This window comes from Caballeronia arvi (genome assembly GCF_001544695.2).
GTDB lineage: Bacteria > Pseudomonadota > Gammaproteobacteria > Burkholderiales > Burkholderiaceae > Caballeronia > Caballeronia arvi.
The window spans coordinates 254,961-277,536 of record NZ_FCOM02000004.1 but is presented as its reverse complement, the minus strand read 5'-3'; the positions used below and the strand labels follow the sequence as shown (position 1 = coordinate 277,536).

Sequence of the window (22,576 nt, the reverse complement as noted above, 5' to 3'; positions counted from 1 at the left end):
CCGCTACCGGTATCAATGCGTGGGTTCGAAGTGCGTCGCGGACGACTTGTCGTGCGTGGCGTACTTCTCGATCATCGTCGCGCTCGCGCGGTTCAAGCCGGTCACATCGACCGCGATTCCGTTACGGCGAAACTTGTGCACGATGCGGTCCAGCGCATCGATCGCCGTGATGTCCCAGAAGTGCGCGTGCGACAGATCGAGCCGCACCGAGCGCACGTTTTCCTTGAAATCGAACTCGGCCACGAGCGCTTCCGACGAAGCGAAGAAAACCTGTCCGCGCACGATGTAGCGGCGCTCGCCCGCCGTCTCGTTCAACGTCGATTCGACCTCGAGCACGCCGCGCACCTTCGACGCGAAGAATAGCGCCGACAACAGCACGCCGACGCCCACGCCAATCGCGAGATTGCCGGTCGCCACGACGACGACGACCGTCGCGAGCATCACGGCCGACGAGCTCTTCGGATGCGTGCGCAGGTTCGATATCGACTTCCAGCTAAATGTGCTGACCGACACGAAGATCATCACCGCGACGAGCGCGGCCATCGGAATCTGCCTGACCCACGGCCCGAGGAACACGACCAGCACGAGCAGGAACGCGCCCGCGACGAAGGTCGACAAACGCCCGCGCCCGCCCGACTTCATGTTGATGACGGTCTGCCCGATCATCGCGCAACCCGGCATGCCGCCGAGAAAGCCCGCGACGATATTCGCGCAGCCCTGGCCGCGGCATTCGCGATTCTTGTCGCTGGGTGTGTCGGTGAAGTCGTCGACGATGGCGGCGGTCATCAGCGATTCGAGCAGCCCGACGATCGCAATGCCGACCGAATACGGGAAGACGATGCGCAACGTGTCGAAGCTGAACGGCACGTGCGGGAACGCGAGCGCCGGCAGGCGATCGGGGAACGAACCCATGTCGCCGACGGTGCGCAATTGCAGATGCAGCGCCATCGAAAGCGCGGTCAGCACGACGATGCAGACGAGCGGCGAGGGCACCGCTTTGGTCAGGCGCGGCAGCAGATAGATGATCGCGAGGCCGCCCGCGACCATCGCGTAGACATACCAGGGTTGCGCGTGCAACTGCGGCATTTGCGCGAGAAAGATCAGAATCGCGAGCGCGTTCACGAAGCCCGTGATGACCGAACGCGACACGAAGCGCATCAGCGCGCCGAGCTTCGCGAGCCCCGCGCCGATCTGCAGAATGCCCGCGAGGATGCCCGCCGCGAGCACGTATTCAACGCCATGCGCCTTCACCAGCGACGAAAGCAACAGCGCGACCGCGCCCGTCGCCGCCGAAATCATGCCGGGCCGCCCGCCCGCGATGGCGGAGACCACCGCGATGCTGAACGCGGCATAGAGCCCGACTTTCGGATCGACGCCCGCGATGATGGAAAAGGCCAATGCCTCGGGAATGAGCGCGAGCGCGACGACGATGCCGGCGAGCACATCGCCGCGCACGTTGGAGAACCACTCCTCGCGCAATGTGTGTGTCTTCATGATGGGAGCGTGGGTCGAATCGATTGCGGATGAGGATCGGGAAGCGCGCGCAACGCCGCTGCATGAAAGCAGCGAAAACGATGCGCGCGAAAATCTGATGCGGCGTCGCGGCGGATCGCAGGCGACGCGCGATAGGTCCGCGAACCCTGAAAAAAGAAACGCCGCGAACGATGGTCGCGGCGTCGGTCGGCATTTTACCCGATGGAAGACGCAGGGCGCGTCAGGCGAAAAACTCGCAGCCTTGCGCGCAATCGATATATTCGGTGCCCGCGGCAATCGCAAAGCGGATCGCTTCTTCGACGCTGGGGAATTCGCCCGGCAGCCGCACGGACCGCTCCATCCCGTTCAAGTCCTGAATTCGCGCCGTTGCCGCGAAGTTGTCGCCGTGCCGGACCGCTGCCGGCGTGACCATCATTTCCCTGTAGCTGAAGACCATTGCTCTCTCTGTCGAATGTTGCCGGCCCGCGCCGGGCGGGGCGCGGAACGTTTTGTCCCGAATGTCTCGAATGTCGATGAGGGCCGGACGATCGTCTGGCCCTTTCTGTTTCCGGGTTATCGGCATCGGCAGATGTTTCTTTACGGAGATCGCTTAAAAGCGCGGTCGAATCAGGTTCGGCCGCGCTTCCGGTCGCGCTACCGGCCGGGGAAAGGCACGAATGCCTTGCTGCAATCGACCGGCGCGAGGCTCGTCCCGCCCGCCGCGGCCTGCGTGACGACGACGTCGCTCCGGGCCTGGAATGGCAGCGACGTGCCGCTTTCGCCGAGGGTCACGAGCGCGTCCGCGACCGTGAAATTCAGCGGCGCGGCATCCGCGACGACATTGTTCAGCGAGATCGACAGCGGATTCACGACCGGCGGAGCCGGCCAGCCGACCGTCCCCGCCGACCAGCCCGAGCCTTGCAGCACGGGGCTGGCCGAGTTGAAACCCTGGAACGTGTAGCTCGATGCGTTGACGATGCGCACGCCATCGAGCGCGATGTTCCTGAAGCTCGGATAGAGGCCGTTGTTCTTCGTCGGGCTGTAGTAGGGCGAAAAAATGAGTGCCTGCGGCTTGCCGTCCGGCGACGACTCCGGCGTGCGAATGCACACGTTCGAATAGCGGATGTCCGACACGAGGCCGCTGCGGCTCCAGTCCGACTTGATGCGCAATCCGTTGTCCGCGCCGTCGATGACGAGATCGTAGACATTCACGTTGCTGACGCTCGGCAGAATGCCGTCCACCGGGGTGACGTCGGGATTCGGGGTGTCGTTGTCCGTGCCCGCCGTTTCGCTGCCGATCGACATGCCGTGTCCCGAGTAGAAATGGCTGTGCGCAACGGTGATGTTGTACGTGCGGCCGTTGACCTTGCCGGTGCCGCCTTTGATCGCGATGTTGTCGTCGCCGGTGCGGATGGACGTGTAGGCGATCAGGATGTTGCTCGCATCGCCCTTCAGCTTGCCGGGGTTGCCGGGATTGCTCGTGATCGGTCCGGAGCTCGCCGGATCGATGCCGTCCGTGTTCTTCGCCGTATCCGGGCTGTACGGCATGCCGAGATAGTTCGTCATCGCCTCGTAGGCGGCGGTCGGCGTGTAGATCTTGACGCCCCACGCGGTGAAGCCTTCGACGCCGCTTGGCACGACGTGGAACTTGGGCGCGTTCTGCAGCGTCACGCGATACAGCGTGAAGTTGCGGCCATTGCTGATCTGGACGAGCCGCGGATTGTTCTGCGCCTGATTCAGCACCTTGTTCGCCATCCAGCCGATATCCCACCAACTCATCGTGCCGCCGCCATTCGGGCGCTTGAGCAGGTTGGGGTCGTTCGGCACGCTGCTGATGAGCGGACTGCCGCCGCGTCCGTCGATGACACCGTCGCCCACCACCGCGGCGTTTGCGATCTTGCTTGCGTTGATGAGCGCGAGACAGCCGTTGTCGCTCGCCGTGATGATGCCGCAGCTCGCGGTGCCTTTGACCTTGTCGTACTGACGCGGGTCGCGCGACGCAAAGAGCGTGACGCCGTCATCGATCCAAAGCGTGACGCCGCTTTGCAGATTGAGCGCGCCAGCGATGAACGCGTTCGCGCCGTTCGGGCCGGCAATGAGACGCACGGCCTTGTTCGTCGCGAGACCGCTGCTCGACGGATTCTTGCAGGCGTCGATCGCCGCCTGGATACGCGCCGTGTCGGGAGCCGTATCGGTGGCGTCAGCGCTGTCGGGCAGGAGGCCGTTTGCCTGGGCGGTGATCGCGGCGGGCAGCGTCGCGCAGATCTGCGCGCTGAAGGGCAGCGTGGGCTCGGGCGGCAATGCGGGGTCGTAGGATGTCGTGCCGACCGGGAAGCCCGCAGGCTGCGGGGCGGAGGCGGGTTGATCCGGCGTCGCGGGTGTGGAAGCAGGTTGGTCTGGCGTCGCGGGCGTCGCGCTCGAAGCGGGCTGATCCGAAGCCGCGGAGGCGGCTTGATCGGGCGCTGCGGACGTCGAGGATGCGTCGAAGTTCTGAGCCGTTGGCGAGGTGGACGCGTCCGAGCCGCCGCATGCGGCGAGCGTCAGCGCGAACGAAGTGGCGGCGAGCCACGCGATGCCCGCGCGGGCCAGCGTGGAAGGGGCAGAATTATTGTTCAATTGTCGAGCCTCGTGTGGAGCGATCGGATCGCGGTTGTATGACATCGCACGAATATTAGTCATCCGAACGAGTGTTGCGATACTTGGTGTTCGCCCTTAAGCCATATCGAGGGTTGTGCTGAAAGCAATGTGTGCGAGAACGGGAAGCTGGACGACAGCGATCAGGGGTCGCAGGCGTGCTTCATGGGGGGATTTGAAAGGGGAGAAAGGGAAGCGCGGCAGCGCGCGCTTGAACCCCGTTAGAAGTGATACAACTCGGCAGGATTATCGACAAGGACCTTTCGGCGCGCGTCATCGGCATCCAGAAGTTGCAACGCCCAGTCGAGCATATGGGCGTCGTCTGGCAGGGGCCGGACGTTCGGATGCGGCCAGTTCGATGCCCACAATCCCCGCTCCGGATAACGTGCCGACAAATCGCGCACGAGCCACGCGACATCGCCGTACGCGGGCGGACCGTTACGCGAGCTTTCATACGGCGCGGACAGCTTGATCCAGCAGCGCGGACCATCGAGCAGACGGCACAACGAGGCGAAGCCATCGCTTTGCGGCGTGACGGGTGCGAGGAACTTGCCGAGGTGATCGATCACGAGCTTCGATGGCAGACGCGAAAGCATCGCTTCATGCTGCGGCAGCGTGTGCCCGTCGAGTTGCAGGTTGATGTTCCAGCCCAGCGGCGCGATGCGCGCCGACATGTCCGCGAGCGCATCCCACGGCAACGCGCCACCGGGAAGCATCATGAAACGCACGCCGCGAATGCCCGCTTCATGCAGACGCTGCAATTCCTGATCGCTTGCATCGGGTTGCACGACCGCGATGCCGCGCGCGCCATCGCCCAATTGCGCGATCGCGGCCAGCGTGCAGCGATTGTCGAAGCCATAGCCGGTCGGCTGTACGACGATCACGCGCGACAACCCCAACGCCCGCTGCACTTCGCCATACGCCGATGCAGGCGCTAGCGGCGGCGTGAACGTCGCGCTCGCGGCGAGCGGATAGCCGTCTTCATACACGTGGACGTGGCAATCGCACGCGCCTTCGAGTGTGAGCGGCGCGCTCATCGCGTGGCCGTCTGCACGTCGAAGCTCGCATGATTCCAGCGTGCAAGCCGAAACGCATGCGCCGCATTCACGGCGCCCGCCGGCATGCGGCCGTCGAACAGCGCTTCGGTTTGCGCGACGGTTTCCATCGACTGATGTTCGATCGCGCCAGGCGTCAGTCCGCCGACGTGCGGCGCCGCGATCACACGCGGATGCGCCGCCAGAGCAGGCAAAGGCATCTGATCGGGCGCACGGCCCACATCGAGCGCGCAGCCCGCGATGCGCCCGCTTTCCAGCGCGGCGAGCAGCGCGGCGTCATCGACGAGTTCGCCGCGCGCCGCGTTGATGAAGTACGCATCGGGTTTCATCGCGGCGAAGGCGCGCGCGTTCATCATGTTCGCGGTCCGTGCGTTGGCAGGCGCGAGGCATACGACGAAATCGGCATCCGCGAACAGGGCGTCCATGCTGACCTGATGAAGCCGCGCGTCGTCGATACGCGCGTAAGGATCGGACACGATCACGCGCATGCCGAACGCCAGCGCGAGATCGCACAGATAGCGCGCAATCTGCCCGTAGCCGATCACGCCGAGCGTGCTGCCGCGCAATTCGCGGCCCATCCGCGGAACCGGCGATTCATTGCGGTGATACGCCGATGCGTACGCCGTCGTCGCGCGTGCGAGATCGAGCATCGCGCCGATGACCCATTCGGAGACCGCCGGCACGAAGCCCGCGCTCGCCTGCGTGACGAGCACGCCGTGTTCGCTCGCGGCATCGACGTCGACGGTGCGGATATCGACGGCGCAGCGTACGAACGCGGCCAGCTTCGGCAAGGCCTCGAACAATGCGCGCGGCGCGGGCGTCTGACGATACGCGATGACGACATCGGCTTCCCGCGCGGCATCGGCGAGTTCGGCGATCGTCAGTTCGCGGTCTTCGGTGTTGTACGTCGCATCGGCGAACTTCGCGAGCGCGGCCGATGCGCGCGCGCCGAAGTAATGGTCCAGCATGTGCCGGGGATGGCTCACGAATACCTTGTTCATTTCTTCGTCCTGGATTGCTTCGTTATCCTTGTCATCGGCGATGCGTGGCCCGGCCGCGTGACCGATTCGCGCTCGACGAGCGTGATATTCGTGAAAAGCGCCTGTTCCGATGCAGGCATGGGTTCGTCGTGCGAACGCATCACGCGCTCGACCATCGCGGCGGCCATCGCGGGCACCGGAAGCTGCACCGTCGTCAAAGCGGGATTCGAGATCGCCGCCAGAAAGTGGCCGTCCATGCCGACGATCGATACGTCTTCCGGCACGCGCAAGCCGGACTCGCGCAAGCCCGCCATCAAGCCGAGCGCCATCAGATCGTTGACGGCGACGATGCCGGTCGCGCGGTCGTCGTCCACCGCGAGCCGGCGTGCGAGGGCGCGGCCGTTCTCCGCGATCATCGAATCGCCATATTCGTCGACCGGCCCGCTGTCGAGCACGTGCGCGCTTTCCGACAAGCCCGCTTCAGCCGCGGCGGCCAGAAAGCCGTCGATCTTGTCGCGGCGGCTCATCGTGACGCCGGTCAGCGTGGCGAACGCGAGGCGCGTGTGACCATGCGCGATCAGATGGCGCGTCGCGAGCCGCGCGGCTTCGAAGTTGTCCGGCGTCACGTGATCGACGCGCGTCGTCTCGCCATCGGTCGCGCGCCGGTCATAACTGACGACGACCATCCCGCGTTCGGCGGCGGTTTCCAGATGACGCTCGTTGGCAAGCGACGAAATCACGATAACGCGGCGCACGCCTTGCGAAAACAGGTCCTCGAAAAACGACGCTTCCTTCGCCGGATCGCGATACGTGTTGCCGATCATCACGCGATAGCCGTAGCGCTCCTGCGCGTAGGTTTCGACTTCGCGCGCGATGTAGCCGTACATCGGATTGGCGATCGAAGGCACCAGCAGCCCGACGAGCGGCGTCTGCCCGGTCTTGAGCTGACGCGCGAGCGTGCTCGGCCGGTATTGCAGCGTGCTCATCGCGGCCTGCACGCGCGCGAGCGTTTCCTGGCGCATCTGATCCGTGCGGCCGTTGAGCACGTTCGATACGGTGCTCACCGACACGCCGGCTTCGCGGGCAACATCCTGAATGGTGCTCATAAGGTTCTGCATCTGCGGGCTACAGGCCGAGCCGGGTCGGCAGCCAAAGGGAAAAGGACGGCACCAGAATCAGCACCACCAGTGCGACGAACAGCACCAGCAGATATTTGAGCATAGGACGCGCCACCGCCTTCATTTCCGTGCCGGTGATCGCGCAGGTCGCGAACAGGCCGAGACCGACGGGCGGCGAAAAGAGCCCGAGTCCCATCGCGACGACGATCACCGTGCCGAAGTGCAGCGGGTTGATGCCGAGCTGCGTCGCGATCGGCGTGAGCAGCGGCCCGAAGATGATGAGCGCGGGCGCGCCTTCCAGCACGGCGCCGAACACGATCATGATGAGCACCGACAGCAGCAGGAACATCGTCGGGCCGTATTGATGCGCGAAGGTGATCATCGAATCGGAGACGAGCGCGGGAATCTGCTCGATCGTCAGCGCGAACGACACGCTCGACGCCGCCGCCACGATGAACAGAATGCCGCTCGCCATCGACGCCGAGCGCACGAACACGCGCGCAATCGACTTCGGCGTGAGTTCGCGAAACGCCAGCCAGCCGACGACGAGCGCATAGACGACAGCGAAGGCGGACACTTCCGTCGATGTCGCGATGCCCGACGTCACGCCCTTGCCGATCATCGCGATCATGACGAGCGCGATGAGCGCGCCGCCAGCGAGCGGTAGCCATGCGCGCGGGTTGGTCAACGCATCGGCAAGATTGATGCGGCGGCCGAAGATCACCGCGACGATCGCCAGCGCCACCGCGAGCACCGCAGCGGGCACGACGCCCGCGAGAAACAGCCCCGCGATCGAGATGTTCGCGACGAAGCCCATGATGATCATGTTGACGCACGGCGGAATGGTTTCCGCCATCACGGCGCTGCAGGCGAGTAGCGCCGCGGCTTCGTTCGGATCTTCCTTGCTCTGGCGCACGGCGGGCATCACGACGCCGCCGACCGCCGCGATATCCGCGAGCTTCGAGCCGGACACGCCGGAGAAAAATGCCGTCGCCATGATCGTGATGAGGCCGAGCCCGCCGCGCACGCGCCCGAAGATGCGCAGGAGCAGTTCGATCAGCCGCGACGACATGCCGTTCGTTTCCATCAGCAGGCCGGCGAGCACGAAGAACGGAATGGCGAGCAGGACGAAGTGGTCGGTGCCGGCCATGACCTGCTGCGAATAGACGAGCATCGGCAAGGACGGTTCGGCGAGGAAGTAGAGCAGCGCCGAGAACGCGAGCACGAAGCCGATCGGCACGCCCAGCACGAGCCCGCCGATGAAGCCGGCCGCCAGCAGCGTGCCCGCTTTCACCGCGTGGCCCGGCACGAGCAGGTTCCACGCGCACGCGGCGGCGGCGATCAGCACGCAGCCGATCAGCGTGCCGATCACCGTCTTGCGCGCGCCGTTGAGCGCGTTGGTGAGCGCAAAGATCGTCATGAACACGCTGCCGATGACGAGCGGATACACGTTGATCCACGCGGGCAGGCCGCTCGGCGTCATCTGCCCGTAGGAATCGACGAGCAGCAGGCACGACGACACGCAGAGGTTCCCCGCGACGCCGGCGATCACCCAGTGCCCCGCATGCACGAGCGCCGGTTGCCAGCGCTTCGGCAACATGCCGCGAAACAGATCGACGCCGACGTGCTGGCTGCGTCCGAGCACGGTCGCCGCGCCGAAGAAGACCAGCACGATCATCAACGCGCGGGCGACTTCCTCGGCCCAGTCGAACGGATCGTGCAGGAAGTATCGGTAGATCACGGACAGGAACACCACGAGCACGTCGGCTGCGAGCACGGCCGCGCACAGATATTCGATGCCGTGCATCAGGCGCGCGAGGCCGCGCGCGAGCACGGTCTCGTGGCCGAAGCCGGGCGCGGCGAGCTGCGCTTCCGGTCCGGGCGTCGCGGAGAAAGTGGTCATGGTGTCGTTACCTCGCTTAGCCGCGCGCCGCGGCGATGGCCGCGAAGAGCGGCGCGGTCGCGGGATACTGCTTCGAGAAGTTGGCGTACAACTGCGTCTGCATTTCCTTGCGCGCGGTGTCGCGATCGGCTTTCGACATCGGATAGAACGTCATGCCGCGCTTCCGGAGTTCCTGCTCGGCGCTTGCAGCGGTCTGGATGGCCGCGACGCGCTGCTTCGCGGTCGCGTCCTGCGCGGCTTTCTGGAACGCGGGGCGCAGGTTGTCGGGAATCTTTGCGAGCGCGCGGCGGCCCATCACGACGACGAGCGGGCTGAAGACATGCTGCGTCTGCCAGCAAGACTTCACGACTTCGTCGTACTTGCTGGCGACGACAGTCGCGCAATCGTGCTCGAAGCCGTCGACCACGCCGGTCTGCGCGGCCATATACAGCTCACCGATGGGAATGGGCGTCGGCACCGCGCCCATCAGCTTGAAGGTTTCCATGAAAGCGGGCGTGGGCAGCACGCGCAGCTTCACGCCCTTGATATCCGCGAGCGATTGCGTCGGCTTCTTCGTGAACACGTTGCGCGCGCCGAACGAATAGCCCCAGGTGACGACGGAGCAGCCCGCGCGCTGCTGCAGCATGCTGTCGAACGATTTGCCGACGCTGCCGTCCATCGCGCGGCCGACGTGATCGAAGCTGTCGAACACGTAGCCGAGATCGAGCATGCCGAGCTCCGGCAACACGGTCGCCCAGATCGACGAGCCGGTGACCATCATGTCGACCGCGCCGACCTTCACCTGCTGGACGACGTCGCTTTCCTTGCCGAGCTGGCTGTTCGGGAAATAGTCGATGCGAATCTGGTCGCCGACGCTCGCCTTCAGATTCGCGGCGAGGTTCTGATACCACACGTAGTGCGCGGCGTTTTCGTTGGCGGGCATCGATGACGACAGCCGCAGCGTGACCGCCGGCTGCGCGCGCACGATGGCGGGAAACCCCGCGCCCGCCGCGGCGAGCGAAGCCGCCGAGGCAGTCTGAAGGAACCGTCGCCGGGAAGTCGAATGCATGGTTTGTCTCCTGGATGCCGCGTGAGCGCGGGCGAGTGTGTGCGACGCGAAGAGCTGCCGCGTCTCTGTATCGATTTAGTGTATCGATACAGTAAAGCAGTAAGGAGATTCCGGCAAACGCGTGTTAACCCTTGTTCGCTAGCGTGCAGAAGCCGGATTTCGGCGCGTGATCCGGTCCCGATCCGCGCGATAAGATGGGAAATACGATCGCCGCCGCACGCGACGACGAGACGATCGCGCGTCTGTCGCTGACGGCGTTTCAAGCAAGAAGAAAATCGTCGCTGGAGAGGCGAAGCGTGACCGCGTCGGCGGCGCGCTCACAGGAGACTGCCATGCGTATCGGTGTGCCGAAGGAAGTGAAGAACCATGAGTATCGCGTGGGACTCACGCCAGCCAGCGTGCGAGAACTCACCGCTCGTGGACATCAGGTCGTGGTGCAGACGCAAGCGGGCGACGCCATCGGCCTGACCGACGAGCAGTACCGGCTCGCGGGTGCGGAGATCGTGACGGAGGCCGCGGAAGTTTTCGCTTCCGCCGAAATGATCGTGAAGGTCAAGGAACCGCAGCCCGCCGAATGCCAGATGCTGCGGCCCGGGCAGATCCTCTACACGTATCTGCATCTCGCACCCGACCCGGCCCAGACCAAGGCGCTCGTCGAGTCCGGAGCGATCTGCATCGCCTACGAGACGATCACAGGACCGGGCGGCGGACTGCCATTACTCGCGCCGATGAGCGAAGTCGCCGGACGCATGGCGGTGCAGGCCGGCGCGCACTTTCTCGAGATCGCGCAGGGCGGGCGCGGCGTGCTGCTCGGGGGCGTGCCCGGCGTGACGCCGGGCCATGTCGCCGTGATCGGCGCGGGCGTGGTCGGCACCAATGCGTTGCAGATGGCGGTCGGACTCGGCGCGCGCGTCACCGTGCTGGACAAGAACGTCGATCGCCTCCGCCAGCTCGATCTGGTTTACGGCAACCGGATCACGACCGCGTTTTCCGACGCGCAGAGCATCGAGGATGCCGTGCTCGATGCGGATGTCGTCATCGGCGGCGTGCTGATACCCGGCGCGTCCGCACCGAAGCTCGTCACCCGGCAGCACGTCGCGGGCATGCGCAAGGGCGCGGTGATGGTCGATGTCGCCATCGATCAGGGTGGCTGCTTCGAGACGTCTCATGCGACCACGCATGCCGATCCGGTCTATCTCGTCGATGGCGTCGTGCACTATTGCGTCGCGAACATGCCGGGTGGCGTGGCGCGCACGTCGACGTTCGCGCTGAACAACGCAACGATCGGCCTTGCCATCGTATTGGCGGACAAGGGTTGGAAGCGCGCGATGAAGGACGACGTGCATCTGCGCCGCGGACTCAACGTCTGCGACGGAAATGTCACTTATAAGGCAGTCGCACGCGATCTCGGATACCAGTACGTCGATGCGGAGTCTCTTCTCGACGGCTAGCCGCGAGGATCACGCGGTCAGACCAGTGGTCAGTGTGTGCGGCGCAATGCGCGCAGCAGCGAATCGCCGTGCTCCGTGACTCGCGGCAGCGTGGCGCCGCTCACCAGTTGCTCCATGGCGACCAACTGGCGCTCTAGCAAAGTGTCGAGTTCGTGGCGGTCGATGATCTGGTCCGCGGCGTCCTTGACGAGCATGAGGGTGGCAAATTCATGGGCGCTGAGCATACCTGTCTCCCGATCGTTCGAATAAATGTATGGATGTCGGCGTCGACTACTGTCGATCGGGTCGTTGCCCGACTTCTTCAGCGCTCTCGATCACGACGCAACACCGGGGGTACCTCGACCGCGTTAGCAGCGGGACCTGATCATAGGATGACGCGCCACGCTGCGGCAATCCGGGTCGTCCCGCATATTGGGCTTTTTCGGTGACGCTTTCAGGGTGCCTGCCCCTCGATGGCACGCGGCGGAATGAAGCGTCCCGGCCGCCGGTTGCCCTGCCAGACGCGCCTGACGATCGCTGGACTGAGCAGCGACGACGGCGGCATCATCAGGTTCACGACCTTCAGAAACGCGTTCGCCAGCGTGCTGTCGTGTCGCGCGGCGAGATGAAGCTTGCCGATGTACCAGTTAATGAAACGCAACATCGGCGGGCGCGCACCCTCGACGTGCGGATTGCGGAGGTCGTTGCCGACCGCGATGTCCCACGGAATATCGACGATCTTCGCGGCCGCGCCGAAAAATCGGCGCGCGAGATCGGTCGAGCCTGCGCGCAAGCATCGATGCAGCGTCAGCGCTTCCTCTGCCGCGACCGTCATGCCCTGTCCGTAGACGGGGTTGAAGCTGCAGATGGCGTCGCCGAAAGCCAGATAGTTCTTGGGGAAGCGTGCGAGCCGTTCGTATCGCCGGCGCAGGCTGGAGACGTAGCGGTAGCGCCTGTAATCGGTCAGCGGCTCCGCTCGCGCGACGACGTCATGAATCTCCATCGTCGGCAGCGTCGCCAGATACGCGAGAAAGCCCTGATCGTCGTCCGGTGCGTCGTCGCCGAGATAGCCGCCGGTGCTGACGATCCACGTGTCGTTTTCCTGCGCGAGCATGACGCCGTTGCGCCAGTTCGGCGCACTGCCGGCGACGACGATGCCGTGCTGGCCGTCGAGATCGGTCGGCCGGCGCCGATAGGTACGGGTCATGTAGCAGATGCCGATCTCGACTTTTTCATCGGCGGGCGGCGCGTAGCCGAGCGCCTGGAGCCACGCGGCACCGGATGAGCCACGACCGGTCGCGTCGATGACCAGGTCCGCGACGATGGTCTCTTCGGACCTGCCATCGACACACGCGCGCACGCCCGTCACGCTCTTGCGGGCGGGATCGGTGGCAAGCCCCTGCACGGCGCAGTTTTGCATGGCGCGCACGTTGGGCAACCCCAAGAGCCGCCGCCGCAAATGACCTTCGAGCACCGGACGGCTCGCGATCAGACCGGTCAGGTCGCTTGGACCGTTGGCAAGCCTGACGTTGTGACCGATCCAGATCACGTCGTTGGCGACATCGCCGATCAGGCCGCCGCTCTGCGCGACGACCTCGGCGTTGAATCCCGGAAAGAATTCCTCGATGACAGCGCTGCCTCGCGCAAGCAGCCCGTGGGTATGACGACCCTGTGGCACGCCCTTGCGCGGCGTGTCCGCTGCCGGAAACGCATCGCGTTCGAGCACCGTGACGATGGTATAGAAGTCCGACAGTGCGCGCGCGGCCAAGAGCCCGCCCATGCTTGCGCCGATCACGATCGCATGCTCGCCCAGTTGCTTCATGGCAATCCTCCAGTTCGATTAGTCGCGATGGGCCCGGCGGCCATCGTCTGCGGGCAATGCTAGGATTGCCTCGTCCCCTGAGCGTCCCTTGGACGCCTTAATCGAGGGTGGCCTTGCCATGGCTTTATTCAGCGTGAGAACGCTTGGATTTCCGGAGATTCGTCGGGATGGCCAGTTATGCCAGCTGGCCTTGCGCAAGGGCTTGGCACTGCTGGTTTATCTCGCCGAAGCGAAGACGTCAGTCGGGCGCGACACGTTCGCCGCAATGTTGTGGCCGGAAGACCGCGAAGAAGTCGTGCGGGCGCGGCTGCGGCGTCTGTTGCATCGCCTCCAGCTCACGCTCGGCGACGATGTTCTCACCATCGACCGGTCGACGATTCGATGGTCGCAGTCGATCGATCTGCAAGTAGATTCCCAGCGATTCGAGCAGGCCTGCGATCGCGGCGAGTACGAGCGGGCGTGCCGCGAATATTCGGGCGACTTTCTAGAGGGCTTTTCGCCCGGCGACTGTCCGCAGTTCGACGAGTGGGCTTTCTTTCGGCGGGAGGCCTTGCGGGGCCGGGCGATTCAGGCGCTCGAACGCGTGGTGCACGATAAAAACGCGGCCGGCGATCATGCGGCGGCGGCTGCGCACGCCGGCCGTCTCGTCGGGTTCGATCCGCTCAGCGAAGTGTACGGCCGTCATCTCATCCGCAACCTTCTGCTCGCCGGAGACCGGGCCGCGGCGAGGCGCCACCTCGATGCCCTGACGCAGCGCCTTCACGACGAGCTTCGTGTGGCGCCCGAAGCCGAGACGCGCGCGCTGCTGAATGCCAGCGCAACGGTGCCTGTCGAGGAACCGCCGTCGACGCGCTACGCCAGCGGCGGCGGTGTCCATCTCGCGTTCCAGACCTACGGCGAAGGCCGCATCGATATTCTGTTGTTGCCCGGTTTCGTCTCCCATGTCGAACGGGCGTGGGAGGAGCCACGCTGCCGCGCGTTTCTGTCAGCACTCGCCGGGATGGGCCGTCTCATTCTGCTCGATCGTCGCGGTATCGGGCTGTCCGACAGGGTCGGGTTCAATCCCGGCGTCGACGCGACCGCGCAAGACATCGGCACCGTGCTCGACGCCGCGGGCAGCCGCCGGGTCGTGCTGTTCGGTGCGTCGGAGGGAGGGCCGGCATGTATCAGATTTGCCGTCGATCACCCGGATCGGGTCGCGGGCCTCATCCTGTTCGGCTCTCTGGCGAAGGGGACCGCAACGCAGGACTATCCGCACGCGCTGCACGCAAGCCAGTATGACGCGTGGCTGCGGCAGCTCATTGCAGTCTGGGGCGGGCCTTCGGGCATCGAGACCTTCGCGCCGAGCCTGTCCGGCGATCTTCAGGCGCGAGCGTGGTGGGCAGGCATGCTTCGGGCCGCGTCGAGCCCGGGCGCCATCAAGGGCGTGCTCGAAGCGTTGCGCGATATGGATGTGCGGCATCTTCTGGGCCGTGTCTCCATCCCGACGCTCGTGCTGCATCGTCACGATGACCGTGCCGTTCGCATCGGTGCTGGCCGGCATCTCGCCAGCCATATCGCACATGCGTGCTTCGTCGAGCTCGACGGGGCGGATCACTGGGTCTTCGCCGGAGATCAACGACCCGTCCTGGACAATGTGACGCGCTTCGTCGAGAGTCTTGCTGCGTAGGTGCGGCGTGGGCGGGTCACTACGAGCGAGCGATGATACAGTCTGCAAAATTCGCGCAAGGGCACGCTGAGCCGCTATGAAGACGTTGTTGATCGTCTATCACACGATGACCGGAGGCACGCAACAAATGGCCGAGGCGGCAGCGGCCGCCGCGCGCGACCAGTCCGATGTCTCGGTCGAATTGAAGCGAGCCGTCGACACATGTCCGGACGACGTTCTCATGGCCGATGGTTATCTGTTCGCGACCCCGGAGAATCTCGCGACGATGTCGGGTCTGATGAAGGACTTCTTCGATCGCTGCTATTACCCGGTGCTCGATCGCGTGAACGGCCGCCCCTATGCGGCGATGATCTGCGCGGGCAGCGATGGACAAGGCGCATTGCGCCAGATCGAGCGTATTGCGCTGGGCTGGCGTCTCAACGCGGTAGCGCCGGGGATCATCGTCTGCACGCATGCGCAGACGCCCGAGCGCATTCTGGCGCGCAAGGTCATCGGCAGCACTGATCTCGCGCGTTGCGCAGAACTCGGCGCGGGATTGGCCGCCGGACTTTCTCTAGGCGTGTTTTAACGCCGCGCAGGCTTCGATTGTCCGGACCTGCTCAGGCCCTCTGCAAAATGTCCATCGCCGTTTCGGCGTCCTGCAGCGAGTCGAGCGCGACATAGGCGATGAACTGTGTGCCAAGCACCGCGGCGGACACGCCGCGCAGGTTGACGCCGCCATCGGCCAGCATTTGCGCGACTTGCCCGATGATCCCCAGTTGATCCATGCCCATCACACGGACGGAGTGAAGGCTCGGCGTGACGCTGAACCCCGCCTGCGTAGCGGCACGGATCTCGCTTTCCCCCTGCAGCGGCGCGACGAACACGACGCCCTTGCCCGCCGCTTCAGGCGTGCGCCGCGCGACGACGAACTGAAGGTCGACGCCAGCATCTCGCAAAGCACTTAACACTTGCGCAAGCCCACCCGGTTTGTCGTCGATGGTGGCCGCCCATACATCGACACGTTCGACGTGCAGTTCCATGACAATTCCTCCCGCCAGTCGCGTTGCAAATTAAAAATCTAGTTCACGCGGGGCGTGCGAACAAGAGCGGTCTCTCAGCTCGCGCGATAACCGGCGATCCAGCTATGCAACTGTTCGACCTCGGGGCTGAGTGGACGCAGGTCATTGCGCATCAGGAAGTAGCCGCGACCCGGGCGCACGCTCAGCGACGACAGACGTGCCAGTCTGCCGCTACGAATCTCCGCGTCGAGAAGATGGCGAGTGCCCAGGGTCACGCCTCGTCCGCGCGTGGCCGCATCCACGAGCACGATGTAGTTGTTGCCATACTCCGTTGCCTTCACGCGGTTCGGTTCGATTCCAAGCGACTTGAACCAGATGGACCAGTTGATCCAGTTTGGCTGAAGGCGTTCGTACTCGAGAAGCACCTGCGAAAGCAACGCTTCGGGACCGTCACCGGCCAGCGGATGGCGTGCGATATACGCAGGGCTCGCCACGGGGAATATCTCTTCCTCGAACAGCAACTCTGCCGTCCAGTCGATTCTCTGGCCCGGGTCGTACACCACGGCCAGATCGACGCTGTCGTCGAACACATCGGAAGGCTGATCGGACGTAATCGTGCGAATGCCCGCCGCGAAGCTGGGATTGCGGTCGCGAAAGTCCTTCATGACTTCGCTCAGCCAGAAATGCGAGATTGCCGTGTTCGCGGCCAGCGTCACCATGCTCGCGCTCCGCTTGACGCTGAGTTCGTCGACGGCATCGGCAAGGTAGTTGAACGCCGCACTGACTTTGCGATGAAGCTGCGTCCCCCGTGCCGACAACTGCACCCGTCGCCCCACGCGTTCGAAGAGTGCGAACCCGAGTCCCTCTTCGAGCTGGCGGATCTGCTTGCTGACTGCCGCCTGCGAAACGTGCAGTTCTTCGGCTGCCCGTGTGAAGTTCAACGTCCGGGCCGCCGCCTCGAAGAACATCAGGCTCGTCAGCGGCGGCAGGCGATGGCGCAGACTCTTCATAACGCAGAGTTATCAATGGACATGAGATTTCATCTGTGTACAGGGAAATCGTTGCCTCGTAAAGTCGTTTCTATGCAGATGCATCGGGCGCTTCGGCGCATCGGTCGTCGCGATACGGCTCATAACTAGAGGTTGGTATTTTCCCCATCTGGACGTTTCTATGACAACGCTAAACTGGCACCGCGAGCGCCACGATCTGTCCGATCTACAGTCACTCGATCGCGCTTCTGACGGCTCGGACATCGACCTTCCGTCAGTGCGGGCGTATCGTCTCGGCAGAGTTCGGGCCGAAATGCGAAAGCGCGATATCGCCGCCTTGATCATCAGCGATCCGGTGAACATCCGGTACGCGACAGGCGCGCGCAACATGCAGATTTTTTGCGCCCGCAACACGCCGTCGCGCTATCTCATCGTCACGGAGAGCCGGACGATTCTGTTCGAGTTCACCGGATGCGAGCATTTGGCCGACGGTCTCGAGACCATCGACGAAGTGCGTCCTTCATCGACTGCCAGTTTCGTCGCGGCGGGTCCGGCCATCGCGACGCGGGAAAAGGCATGGGCGGCCGATATGGCGGCCACGCTGACCGAGCTCGTCGGACACAAGCCCACGGTCGGTATCGAACGCATGAACGCCGGAGCGGCAATCGCGCTGGCCGGGCATGGCGTGCGTCTGGTCGATGCGCAGGAGCCGATCGAAATGGCGCGCGCAATCAAATCGGCCGAGGAACTGAAGTGCGTCATCGCTTCCCTTCGGGCGACCGAAGTGGCGGTCGGAAAGCTTCGCGACGCGATTCGGCCCGGCATGTCGGAAAGCGAACTCTGGTCCGTGCTTCACCAATCGGTCATTGCGCAGGATGGGGACTACGTCGAGACGCGCTTGTTGAGTGCCGGGCGCCGAACCAATCCGTGGTTTCAGGAAACATCGAGTCATGTGATCGAGCCGAACCAACTGATCGCGCTGGACACCGATGTCGTCGGCTGTCATGGCTACTACTCCGACTTCTCCCGCACCTTTCACGCCGGGCCGGATACGCCGAGCGAGAACCAGCGCACGATCTACAAGCTCGCTCATGAGCAGGTGCATCACAACATCGGGATCATCCGGCCGGGCATGACCTTCAGGGAGTACAGCGACAAGGCCTGGAATATCCCGCGGAAGTATCACGCGAATCGTTATTACCTGTCGGCGCACGGGTGCGGCATGACCGGCGAATATCCCTATCTCTACCATCACGCGGACTTTCCCGCATCGGGCTATGACGGCGAGATTCAGCCGGGCATGACGCTATGCGTCGAAAGCTACATCGGCGAGGAGGGAGGACAGGAAGGCGTGAAGCTCGAACAGCAATTGCTCGTGACGGAGACGGGAACGCGCCTGCTCTCGCTTTTCCCCTTCGAAGAAGCATTGCTGCGATAAAAGCGCCGCATATCGTCGACGATTTCAACCCTCAAATGGAAGCGTGGAAATGAACAAGTTGCCGGGATGGTTCAAGTGGTTACTGCCCTTAGTACTTCTCGTGAATGGCGCGATAGCGCGCGCGGACGATAAGTCGATCACGATCGGCGTGAACAACTGGGCGGAGAACATTGCCGTCGCGAATATGTGGAAGCTGCTTCTCGACGAGAAGGGCATCAAGGTTCAGTTGCAGAACGCGGACAAGGCGCTGATCTATAACAGCGTCGCGCAGGGAAAAATCGACCTGACTTTCGAAGTCTGGCTCCCGGCAGGCGACAAGCCCGCGTTCGATAAAGTCAAAGACAAAGTGGTCCAAATTGGTCCGTGGTTCAAGGAGGCGAATCTGGGCCTCGTCGTTCCTGACTATGTTGCCGTCGATAGCATCGATCAGTTGAATGCGAACAAAAGCCTCTTCGCTTCCAGTGGCCGTCCGAAGATCGTCGGTATCGATGCCGGCAGCAGCCTCATGCAGTTGACGGAGAAGGCGAAGACGACCTATCAGCTCGACTATGACGTTCAGTCATCGTCCGAGTCTGCGATGGTCCTGTCGCTGGAACGGGCGATTCAGCGCAAGGAGCCTGTCGTCGTGACGCTCTGGAAACCTCACTGGATTTGGTCCAAATACAAGCTCAAGTATCTGAAGGACCCGAAGGGCGCCTACGGTTCGACAGACTCGATCTATGGAATCGAAACTCAGGCATTCAGGAAGCAGCATCCCGACGTCGAGCGGTGGTTACAGCAATGGAAAATGGACGATAACTCGCTGGGAAGCCTGATGTCGGAAATCATCAAGCAAGGTGTATCGAACCCGGAGAAAGGCGCGAAGGCCTGGATCGATGCGAATCGTCCGCTGGTTCAGCAATGGATGAAATAAATCTCGACGCATCGAAATCAACTCAACCCTGCACATCCGACATGAACGCTTTCAGCACCACTCCGACCATTTCCAGCGAACGCGCGCCCGCCGACATCGAACACATGATCGCCGGCTGGGAAACCTGGCATTGCGATAGCAGCACGTTCCAGCATCGCTATGTACCGGGCGCGACGTTCTACGTCGTCAAAGGCCGGGCGCGGCTGAGCTTCGCACATGGCGTGCAGCTCGATATCGAAGGCGGCGACTTCGTCTCCATCGGCGAGGGCGCAGAGGCGCTGTGGGACATCTTCGCGCCCATCGAAACGCGCTATACGTATCACGACGGAGCATGATCATGAGCGAGGCCGTGGAGTTCGACTATGTCATCGGCGGCGCGGGTTCGGCCGGCTGCGTGCTCGCGCGCCGGCTCGCCGATGCAGGTAATCGGGTGCTGCTGATCGAAGCGGGGCCGCGTGACGATTCGTGGATGATTCGCATGCCCGCTGGCCTCAGATCGATTTTCAAGCCGAGCTCGCGCTACAACTACTGGTTCGAGACCGAGCCGCAGCGCAACCTCGGCAACCGCCGCATCCAGCAGCCGCGTGGCCGCGTGCTCGGTGGCTCGTCTTCGATCAACGGCATGACATGGCTTCGCGGTCATCCACTCGACTATGAGCGCTGGGAGCAGGAAGGCGCAACGGGCTGGAGCTGGGAGAACTGTCTGCCGTACTTCCGGAAGATCGAGCGGAGTGATGTCAGCAGCGCTTATCGGGGTACCGACGGTTTCATTCACGCGCAGCGGCAGGAGCATCTCTGTCCGCTCAACCAGGCCTTTCTCGATGCGGGCGTCGAAGCTGGCTTTCCACTCACCGACGACGTCAACGGATACCGGCAGGAAGGTGTGTCGCGCTTCGAGATGAGTGTCGATCGCGGTATCCGCAACAGCGCTTCGTACGGTTATCTTCACTCGCGCAAGGACGATGGCAACCTGACGATCTGGACGCAGAGCGCACTCAAGCAGATCACTCTCATCGGCAACAGGGCGACCGGGTTCAAGGTGCTGCACGGCGGCTCTGTCGTGAACGTCACGGCACGCAAGGAGACTTTGCTTTGCGCAGGTGTTTTCGGTTCCCCGCAACTGCTGATGTTGTCGGGAATCGGTCCGGCCGATCATCTGAAGGAAAAAGGCGTCGTGCCGCGAATCGCGTTGCCCGGAGTCGGCGAAAATCTGCAGGACCATCTGGAATGTCACATTCAGATCGAGACCAAGGAACCTGTTTCGCTCAACCGCGAGTTGCAGCTTCATCGAATGCTATGGGCCGGCGTGCAGTGGTTTGGTTTCAAGTCAGGTGTTGCATCGGTCAACCAGTGTCACGTCGGCGCCTTTCTGAAAAGCGCGCCGCACATTCGGCATCCGGATATCCAGTTCCATTTTTTCCCGGTGTTCTTCAACAAGGACTGGATACCTACGCGGCAAACGAATGGATATCGCATCGGCGTAGGACCGATGCGTCCGACCAGTCGCGGACGTGTGCGGCTCAAGTCGAGTCAGGCGGAAGACCCGCTCTCGATCGATCCGAACTACATGGACACCGAAGAAGACTGGCGCGTGATGCGCGAAGCGGTACGGCTCGGCCTCCTGTTTTCACGCCAACCTGCATTCCGCCGCTTTCACTACCGCGAGGACATGCCGGGCGTCGATGTAAGCACGACCTCCGCCGTCGACGACTTCATCAGGATGGACGCGTCGAGCGCATATCACCCGTGTGGAACGTGCAGGATGGGAGCGAAGCATGACCGGTCGGCCGTGGTAGGCCCCGATCTGAAAGTCATCGGGGTCGAGCGGCTGCGTGTCATCGATGCATCCGTCATGCCGTCCGTGCCCAGCGCGAACATCAACGCTGCGACGATCATGCTGGCCGAGCGGGCAAGTGATCTCGTGCTCGGGCGACCCACGATGCGTACCGAAGCGCTCAAGTTCGTTGCGTGACTTCCTGCTCAGGCGCTCTCCCGATCGATGATAGAAAAACCGGTATCGATTCTTCGCGCCTCAATGTCGGTACCTGAACGATCTGCCTCGAACCGCGACAGCAAAGTCTCCGCCGTCTTCATTCCGATGGTCGTGCCTTCGACACGCACCGTCGAAAGCGAAGGGTAGACGTGTGCAGCGGTGCTGAGATCGCCAAAGCCCATCACCGCGACGTCACGCGGCACCGACATTTTCCGGCTGGCCGCTTCGGCCAGGACGCCCTGCGCGAGCGTGTCCGAACTACAAACGATGACATCGGGCCGGTCTTCGTCCAGCAGCAGCGCAGCGCCTTGTCGCCCTGCCTGGAGGGTGGCAGGGGCCGGGAGAATCTTGAAGGCCGTATCGGTGATGCCCTGTCTGCGAAGTTCCGCGATCAGGCTCTTTCCGCGACGCAGACCTCTGGGGTCATCGACGGAAACGATGCCGAATTTCCGGTAGCCCTTCGCCAGAAGGTGCCGGGCCACCTTCCTGCCGACTTCCTCGTGTGAGAAGCCGATGACCGTGTCGATCGGCTTGTTCGTCAGATCCCAGATTTCCACGACGGGGATTCTGGCCTTCGTAAGCCGGTCGACCGTGGCCTTCGTGTGGCTGGTGCCCGCAAGCACGATTCCGTCGGGACGCCGGCCGAGAATCGCCTCGACGAGAGCCTCTTCGCGCGCCGTCGAATACGCCGTGAGGCCGAGAAGGGTCTGGTAGCCCGCCTCCGTCAGCTTGTCCACCAGCGCCTGAACGGTCTCGGCGAAGATCGAGCTGGCGATCGTCGGAAGCAGGATGGCGACGAGCCGGCTCTTGCTGCTGGCAAGTCCTCCGGCCAGCATGTTGGGCACATAGCCCGTGGCTCGCACCGCATCGAGAACTTTCTTCTGCGTGTCGCTGCGCACCAGTTCCGGGCGATTGAGCGCCCGCGATACTGTCATCGGCGCAACGCCTGCTACCTTCGCAACGTCGATGAGCGTCACGCTCTCCGGTTGCGCGGAAAGCGATGTCTGTCTGGAAGTTTTCTTCGTCATGTCGGAATTAGAACACGAACACGCCGGGTCGCCGATGCGTCGGAGTCTCGATCGTCATCGGGGAAAACACGGATGATTGCGC

The 22,576-nt window shown here is 63.5% G+C and carries 20 protein-coding genes; 7 read left to right on the top strand and 13 right to left on the bottom strand.

Going from position 1 to position 22,576, the window contains the following annotated elements:
- Window positions 1–12: 12 nt before the first annotated feature.
- The 8 genes from AWB74_RS07555 to AWB74_RS07520 all read right to left on the bottom strand — a co-directional run bounded on the left by AWB74_RS07555 (window position 13) and on the right by AWB74_RS07520 (window position 10,211).
- Window positions 13–1,494, bottom strand: coding sequence for a SulP family inorganic anion transporter (locus AWB74_RS07555; RefSeq protein WP_061146145.1), 1,482 nt, complete (start codon window positions 1,492–1,494; stop codon window positions 13–15).
- A gap of 220 nt (window positions 1,495–1,714) precedes the next feature.
- Window positions 1,715–1,930: a hypothetical protein gene (locus tag AWB74_RS07550; protein WP_061146144.1), complete on the bottom strand. Its 216-nt coding sequence runs from the start codon at window positions 1,928–1,930 to the stop codon at window positions 1,715–1,717.
- Window positions 1,931–2,127: 197 nt separating this feature from the next.
- Window positions 2,128–4,089 carry a glycoside hydrolase family 28 protein gene (locus AWB74_RS07545; RefSeq protein WP_235024507.1) on the bottom strand — a complete coding sequence of 654 codons (1,962 nt, stop codon included), beginning with the start codon at window positions 4,087–4,089 and terminating at the stop codon, window positions 2,128–2,130.
- 239 nt (window positions 4,090–4,328) lie between these two features.
- Window positions 4,329–5,144 (bottom strand): amidohydrolase family protein, encoded by an 816-nt coding sequence (locus AWB74_RS07540; RefSeq protein WP_061146142.1) that lies wholly within the window; start codon window positions 5,142–5,144, stop codon window positions 4,329–4,331.
- A complete protein-coding gene (locus AWB74_RS07535) occupies window positions 5,141–6,163 on the bottom strand; it encodes a hydroxyacid dehydrogenase (protein WP_061146141.1) in 1,023 nt (340 codons plus the stop codon). Before AWB74_RS07535 ends, AWB74_RS07540 begins: the two co-directional genes overlap by 4 nt.
- Window positions 6,160–7,248, bottom strand: a complete 1,089-nt coding sequence (locus tag AWB74_RS07530) for a LacI family DNA-binding transcriptional regulator (RefSeq protein WP_061146196.1) — start codon at window positions 7,246–7,248, stop codon at window positions 6,160–6,162. Before AWB74_RS07530 ends, AWB74_RS07535 begins: the two co-directional genes overlap by 4 nt.
- A gap of 19 nt (window positions 7,249–7,267) precedes the next feature.
- Window positions 7,268–9,163, bottom strand: a complete 1,896-nt coding sequence (locus AWB74_RS07525) for a TRAP transporter large permease (RefSeq protein ID WP_061146140.1) — start codon at window positions 9,161–9,163, stop codon at window positions 7,268–7,270.
- A 16-nt stretch (window positions 9,164–9,179) separates the two neighbouring features.
- On the bottom strand, window positions 9,180–10,211 hold the full coding sequence (locus tag AWB74_RS07520) for a TRAP transporter substrate-binding protein (protein ID WP_061146139.1): 1,032 nt from the start codon (window positions 10,209–10,211) through the stop codon (window positions 9,180–9,182).
- Window positions 10,212–10,543: 332 nt separating this feature from the next.
- Here AWB74_RS07520 and ald point away from each other — a divergent pair, with 332 nt between their 5' ends.
- Window positions 10,544–11,662: an alanine dehydrogenase gene (ald, locus tag AWB74_RS07515; RefSeq protein ID WP_061146195.1), complete on the top strand. Its 1,119-nt coding sequence runs from the start codon at window positions 10,544–10,546 to the stop codon at window positions 11,660–11,662.
- A 29-nt stretch (window positions 11,663–11,691) separates the two neighbouring features.
- Here ald and AWB74_RS07510 read toward each other — a convergent pair whose 3' ends face one another.
- Together AWB74_RS07510 and AWB74_RS07505 are read right to left on the bottom strand one after the other, a co-directional pair.
- The gene (locus tag AWB74_RS07510) at window positions 11,692–11,886 is read right to left on the bottom strand and encodes a hypothetical protein (protein WP_061146138.1); all 195 of its coding nucleotides are present in this window, start codon (window positions 11,884–11,886) and stop codon (window positions 11,692–11,694) included.
- A 209-nt stretch (window positions 11,887–12,095) separates the two neighbouring features.
- Window positions 12,096–13,463 carry an NAD(P)/FAD-dependent oxidoreductase gene (locus AWB74_RS07505; RefSeq protein ID WP_061146137.1) on the bottom strand — a complete coding sequence of 456 codons (1,368 nt, stop codon included), beginning with the start codon at window positions 13,461–13,463 and terminating at the stop codon, window positions 12,096–12,098.
- Between the two features lie 118 nt (window positions 13,464–13,581).
- Here AWB74_RS07505 and AWB74_RS07500 point away from each other — a divergent pair, with 118 nt between their 5' ends.
- Entirely contained in the window at window positions 13,582–15,132 is a 1,551-nt protein-coding gene (locus AWB74_RS07500; RefSeq protein ID WP_061146136.1) for an alpha/beta fold hydrolase, read from the top strand.
- A 76-nt stretch (window positions 15,133–15,208) separates the two neighbouring features.
- A complete protein-coding gene (locus tag AWB74_RS07495; RefSeq protein WP_061146135.1) occupies window positions 15,209–15,700 on the top strand; it encodes a flavodoxin family protein in 492 nt (163 codons plus the stop codon).
- 31 nt (window positions 15,701–15,731) lie between these two features.
- Here AWB74_RS07495 and AWB74_RS07490 read toward each other — a convergent pair whose 3' ends face one another.
- Entirely contained in the window at window positions 15,732–16,154 is a 423-nt protein-coding gene (locus AWB74_RS07490) for an ACT domain-containing protein (RefSeq protein ID WP_061146134.1), read from the bottom strand.
- 74 nt (window positions 16,155–16,228) lie between these two features.
- Window positions 16,229–17,143 (bottom strand): LysR substrate-binding domain-containing protein, encoded by a 915-nt coding sequence (locus tag AWB74_RS07485; RefSeq protein WP_061146133.1) that lies wholly within the window; start codon window positions 17,141–17,143, stop codon window positions 16,229–16,231.
- A 160-nt stretch (window positions 17,144–17,303) separates the two neighbouring features.
- Between AWB74_RS07485 and AWB74_RS07480 the strand changes: the two genes are divergently transcribed.
- The 4 genes from AWB74_RS07480 to AWB74_RS07465 are packed head-to-tail and all read left to right on the top strand — an operon-like array spanning window position 17,304 to window position 21,445.
- On the top strand, window positions 17,304–18,560 hold the full coding sequence (locus tag AWB74_RS07480; protein WP_061146132.1) for a M24 family metallopeptidase: 1,257 nt from the start codon (window positions 17,304–17,306) through the stop codon (window positions 18,558–18,560).
- Between the two features lie 49 nt (window positions 18,561–18,609).
- On the top strand, window positions 18,610–19,473 hold the full coding sequence (locus tag AWB74_RS07475) for a glycine betaine ABC transporter substrate-binding protein (RefSeq protein WP_061146131.1): 864 nt from the start codon (window positions 18,610–18,612) through the stop codon (window positions 19,471–19,473).
- A gap of 41 nt (window positions 19,474–19,514) precedes the next feature.
- Window positions 19,515–19,808 carry a cupin domain-containing protein gene (locus tag AWB74_RS07470; protein WP_061146130.1) on the top strand — a complete coding sequence of 98 codons (294 nt, stop codon included), beginning with the start codon at window positions 19,515–19,517 and terminating at the stop codon, window positions 19,806–19,808.
- Between the two features lie 2 nt (window positions 19,809–19,810).
- Window positions 19,811–21,445, top strand: a complete 1,635-nt coding sequence (locus AWB74_RS07465; RefSeq protein ID WP_061146194.1) for a choline dehydrogenase — start codon at window positions 19,811–19,813, stop codon at window positions 21,443–21,445.
- Window positions 21,446–21,453: 8 nt separating this feature from the next.
- Here AWB74_RS07465 and AWB74_RS07460 read toward each other — a convergent pair whose 3' ends face one another.
- Complete coding sequence (locus AWB74_RS07460) at window positions 21,454–22,494, bottom strand: LacI family DNA-binding transcriptional regulator (protein ID WP_061146129.1); 1,041 nt, start codon at window positions 22,492–22,494, stop codon at window positions 21,454–21,456.
- Between the last annotated feature and the right edge of the window lie 82 nt (window positions 22,495–22,576).

Coding starts and splice junctions, on each gene's coding strand:
- AWB74_RS07555 (WP_061146145.1), bottom strand. CDS start 1,494: ATGAAGACACACACATTGCGCGAGGAGTGGTTCTCCAACGTGCGCGGC.
- AWB74_RS07550 (WP_061146144.1), bottom strand. CDS start 1,930: ATGGTCTTCAGCTACAGGGAAATGATGGTCACGCCGGCAGCGGTCCGG.
- AWB74_RS07540 (WP_061146142.1), bottom strand. CDS start 5,144: ATGAGCGCGCCGCTCACACTCGAAGGCGCGTGCGATTGCCACGTCCAC.
- AWB74_RS07535 (WP_061146141.1), bottom strand. CDS start 6,163: ATGAACAAGGTATTCGTGAGCCATCCCCGGCACATGCTGGACCATTAC.
- AWB74_RS07530 (WP_061146196.1), bottom strand. CDS start 7,248: ATGAGCACCATTCAGGATGTTGCCCGCGAAGCCGGCGTGTCGGTGAGC.
- AWB74_RS07525 (WP_061146140.1), bottom strand. CDS start 9,163: ATGACCACTTTCTCCGCGACGCCCGGACCGGAAGCGCAGCTCGCCGCG.
- AWB74_RS07520 (WP_061146139.1), bottom strand. CDS start 10,211: ATGCATTCGACTTCCCGGCGACGGTTCCTTCAGACTGCCTCGGCGGCT.
- ald (WP_061146195.1), top strand. CDS start 10,544: ATGCGTATCGGTGTGCCGAAGGAAGTGAAGAACCATGAGTATCGCGTG.
- AWB74_RS07510 (WP_061146138.1), bottom strand. CDS start 11,886: ATGCTCAGCGCCCATGAATTTGCCACCCTCATGCTCGTCAAGGACGCC.
- AWB74_RS07505 (WP_061146137.1), bottom strand. CDS start 13,463: ATGAAGCAACTGGGCGAGCATGCGATCGTGATCGGCGCAAGCATGGGC.
- AWB74_RS07500 (WP_061146136.1), top strand. CDS start 13,582: ATGGCTTTATTCAGCGTGAGAACGCTTGGATTTCCGGAGATTCGTCGG.
- AWB74_RS07495 (WP_061146135.1), top strand. CDS start 15,209: ATGAAGACGTTGTTGATCGTCTATCACACGATGACCGGAGGCACGCAA.
- AWB74_RS07490 (WP_061146134.1), bottom strand. CDS start 16,154: ATGGAACTGCACGTCGAACGTGTCGATGTATGGGCGGCCACCATCGAC.
- AWB74_RS07485 (WP_061146133.1), bottom strand. CDS start 17,143: ATGAAGAGTCTGCGCCATCGCCTGCCGCCGCTGACGAGCCTGATGTTC.
- AWB74_RS07480 (WP_061146132.1), top strand. CDS start 17,304: ATGACAACGCTAAACTGGCACCGCGAGCGCCACGATCTGTCCGATCTA.
- AWB74_RS07475 (WP_061146131.1), top strand. CDS start 18,610: ATGAACAAGTTGCCGGGATGGTTCAAGTGGTTACTGCCCTTAGTACTT.
- AWB74_RS07470 (WP_061146130.1), top strand. CDS start 19,515: ATGAACGCTTTCAGCACCACTCCGACCATTTCCAGCGAACGCGCGCCC.
- AWB74_RS07465 (WP_061146194.1), top strand. CDS start 19,811: ATGAGCGAGGCCGTGGAGTTCGACTATGTCATCGGCGGCGCGGGTTCG.
- AWB74_RS07460 (WP_061146129.1), bottom strand. CDS start 22,494: ATGACGAAGAAAACTTCCAGACAGACATCGCTTTCCGCGCAACCGGAG.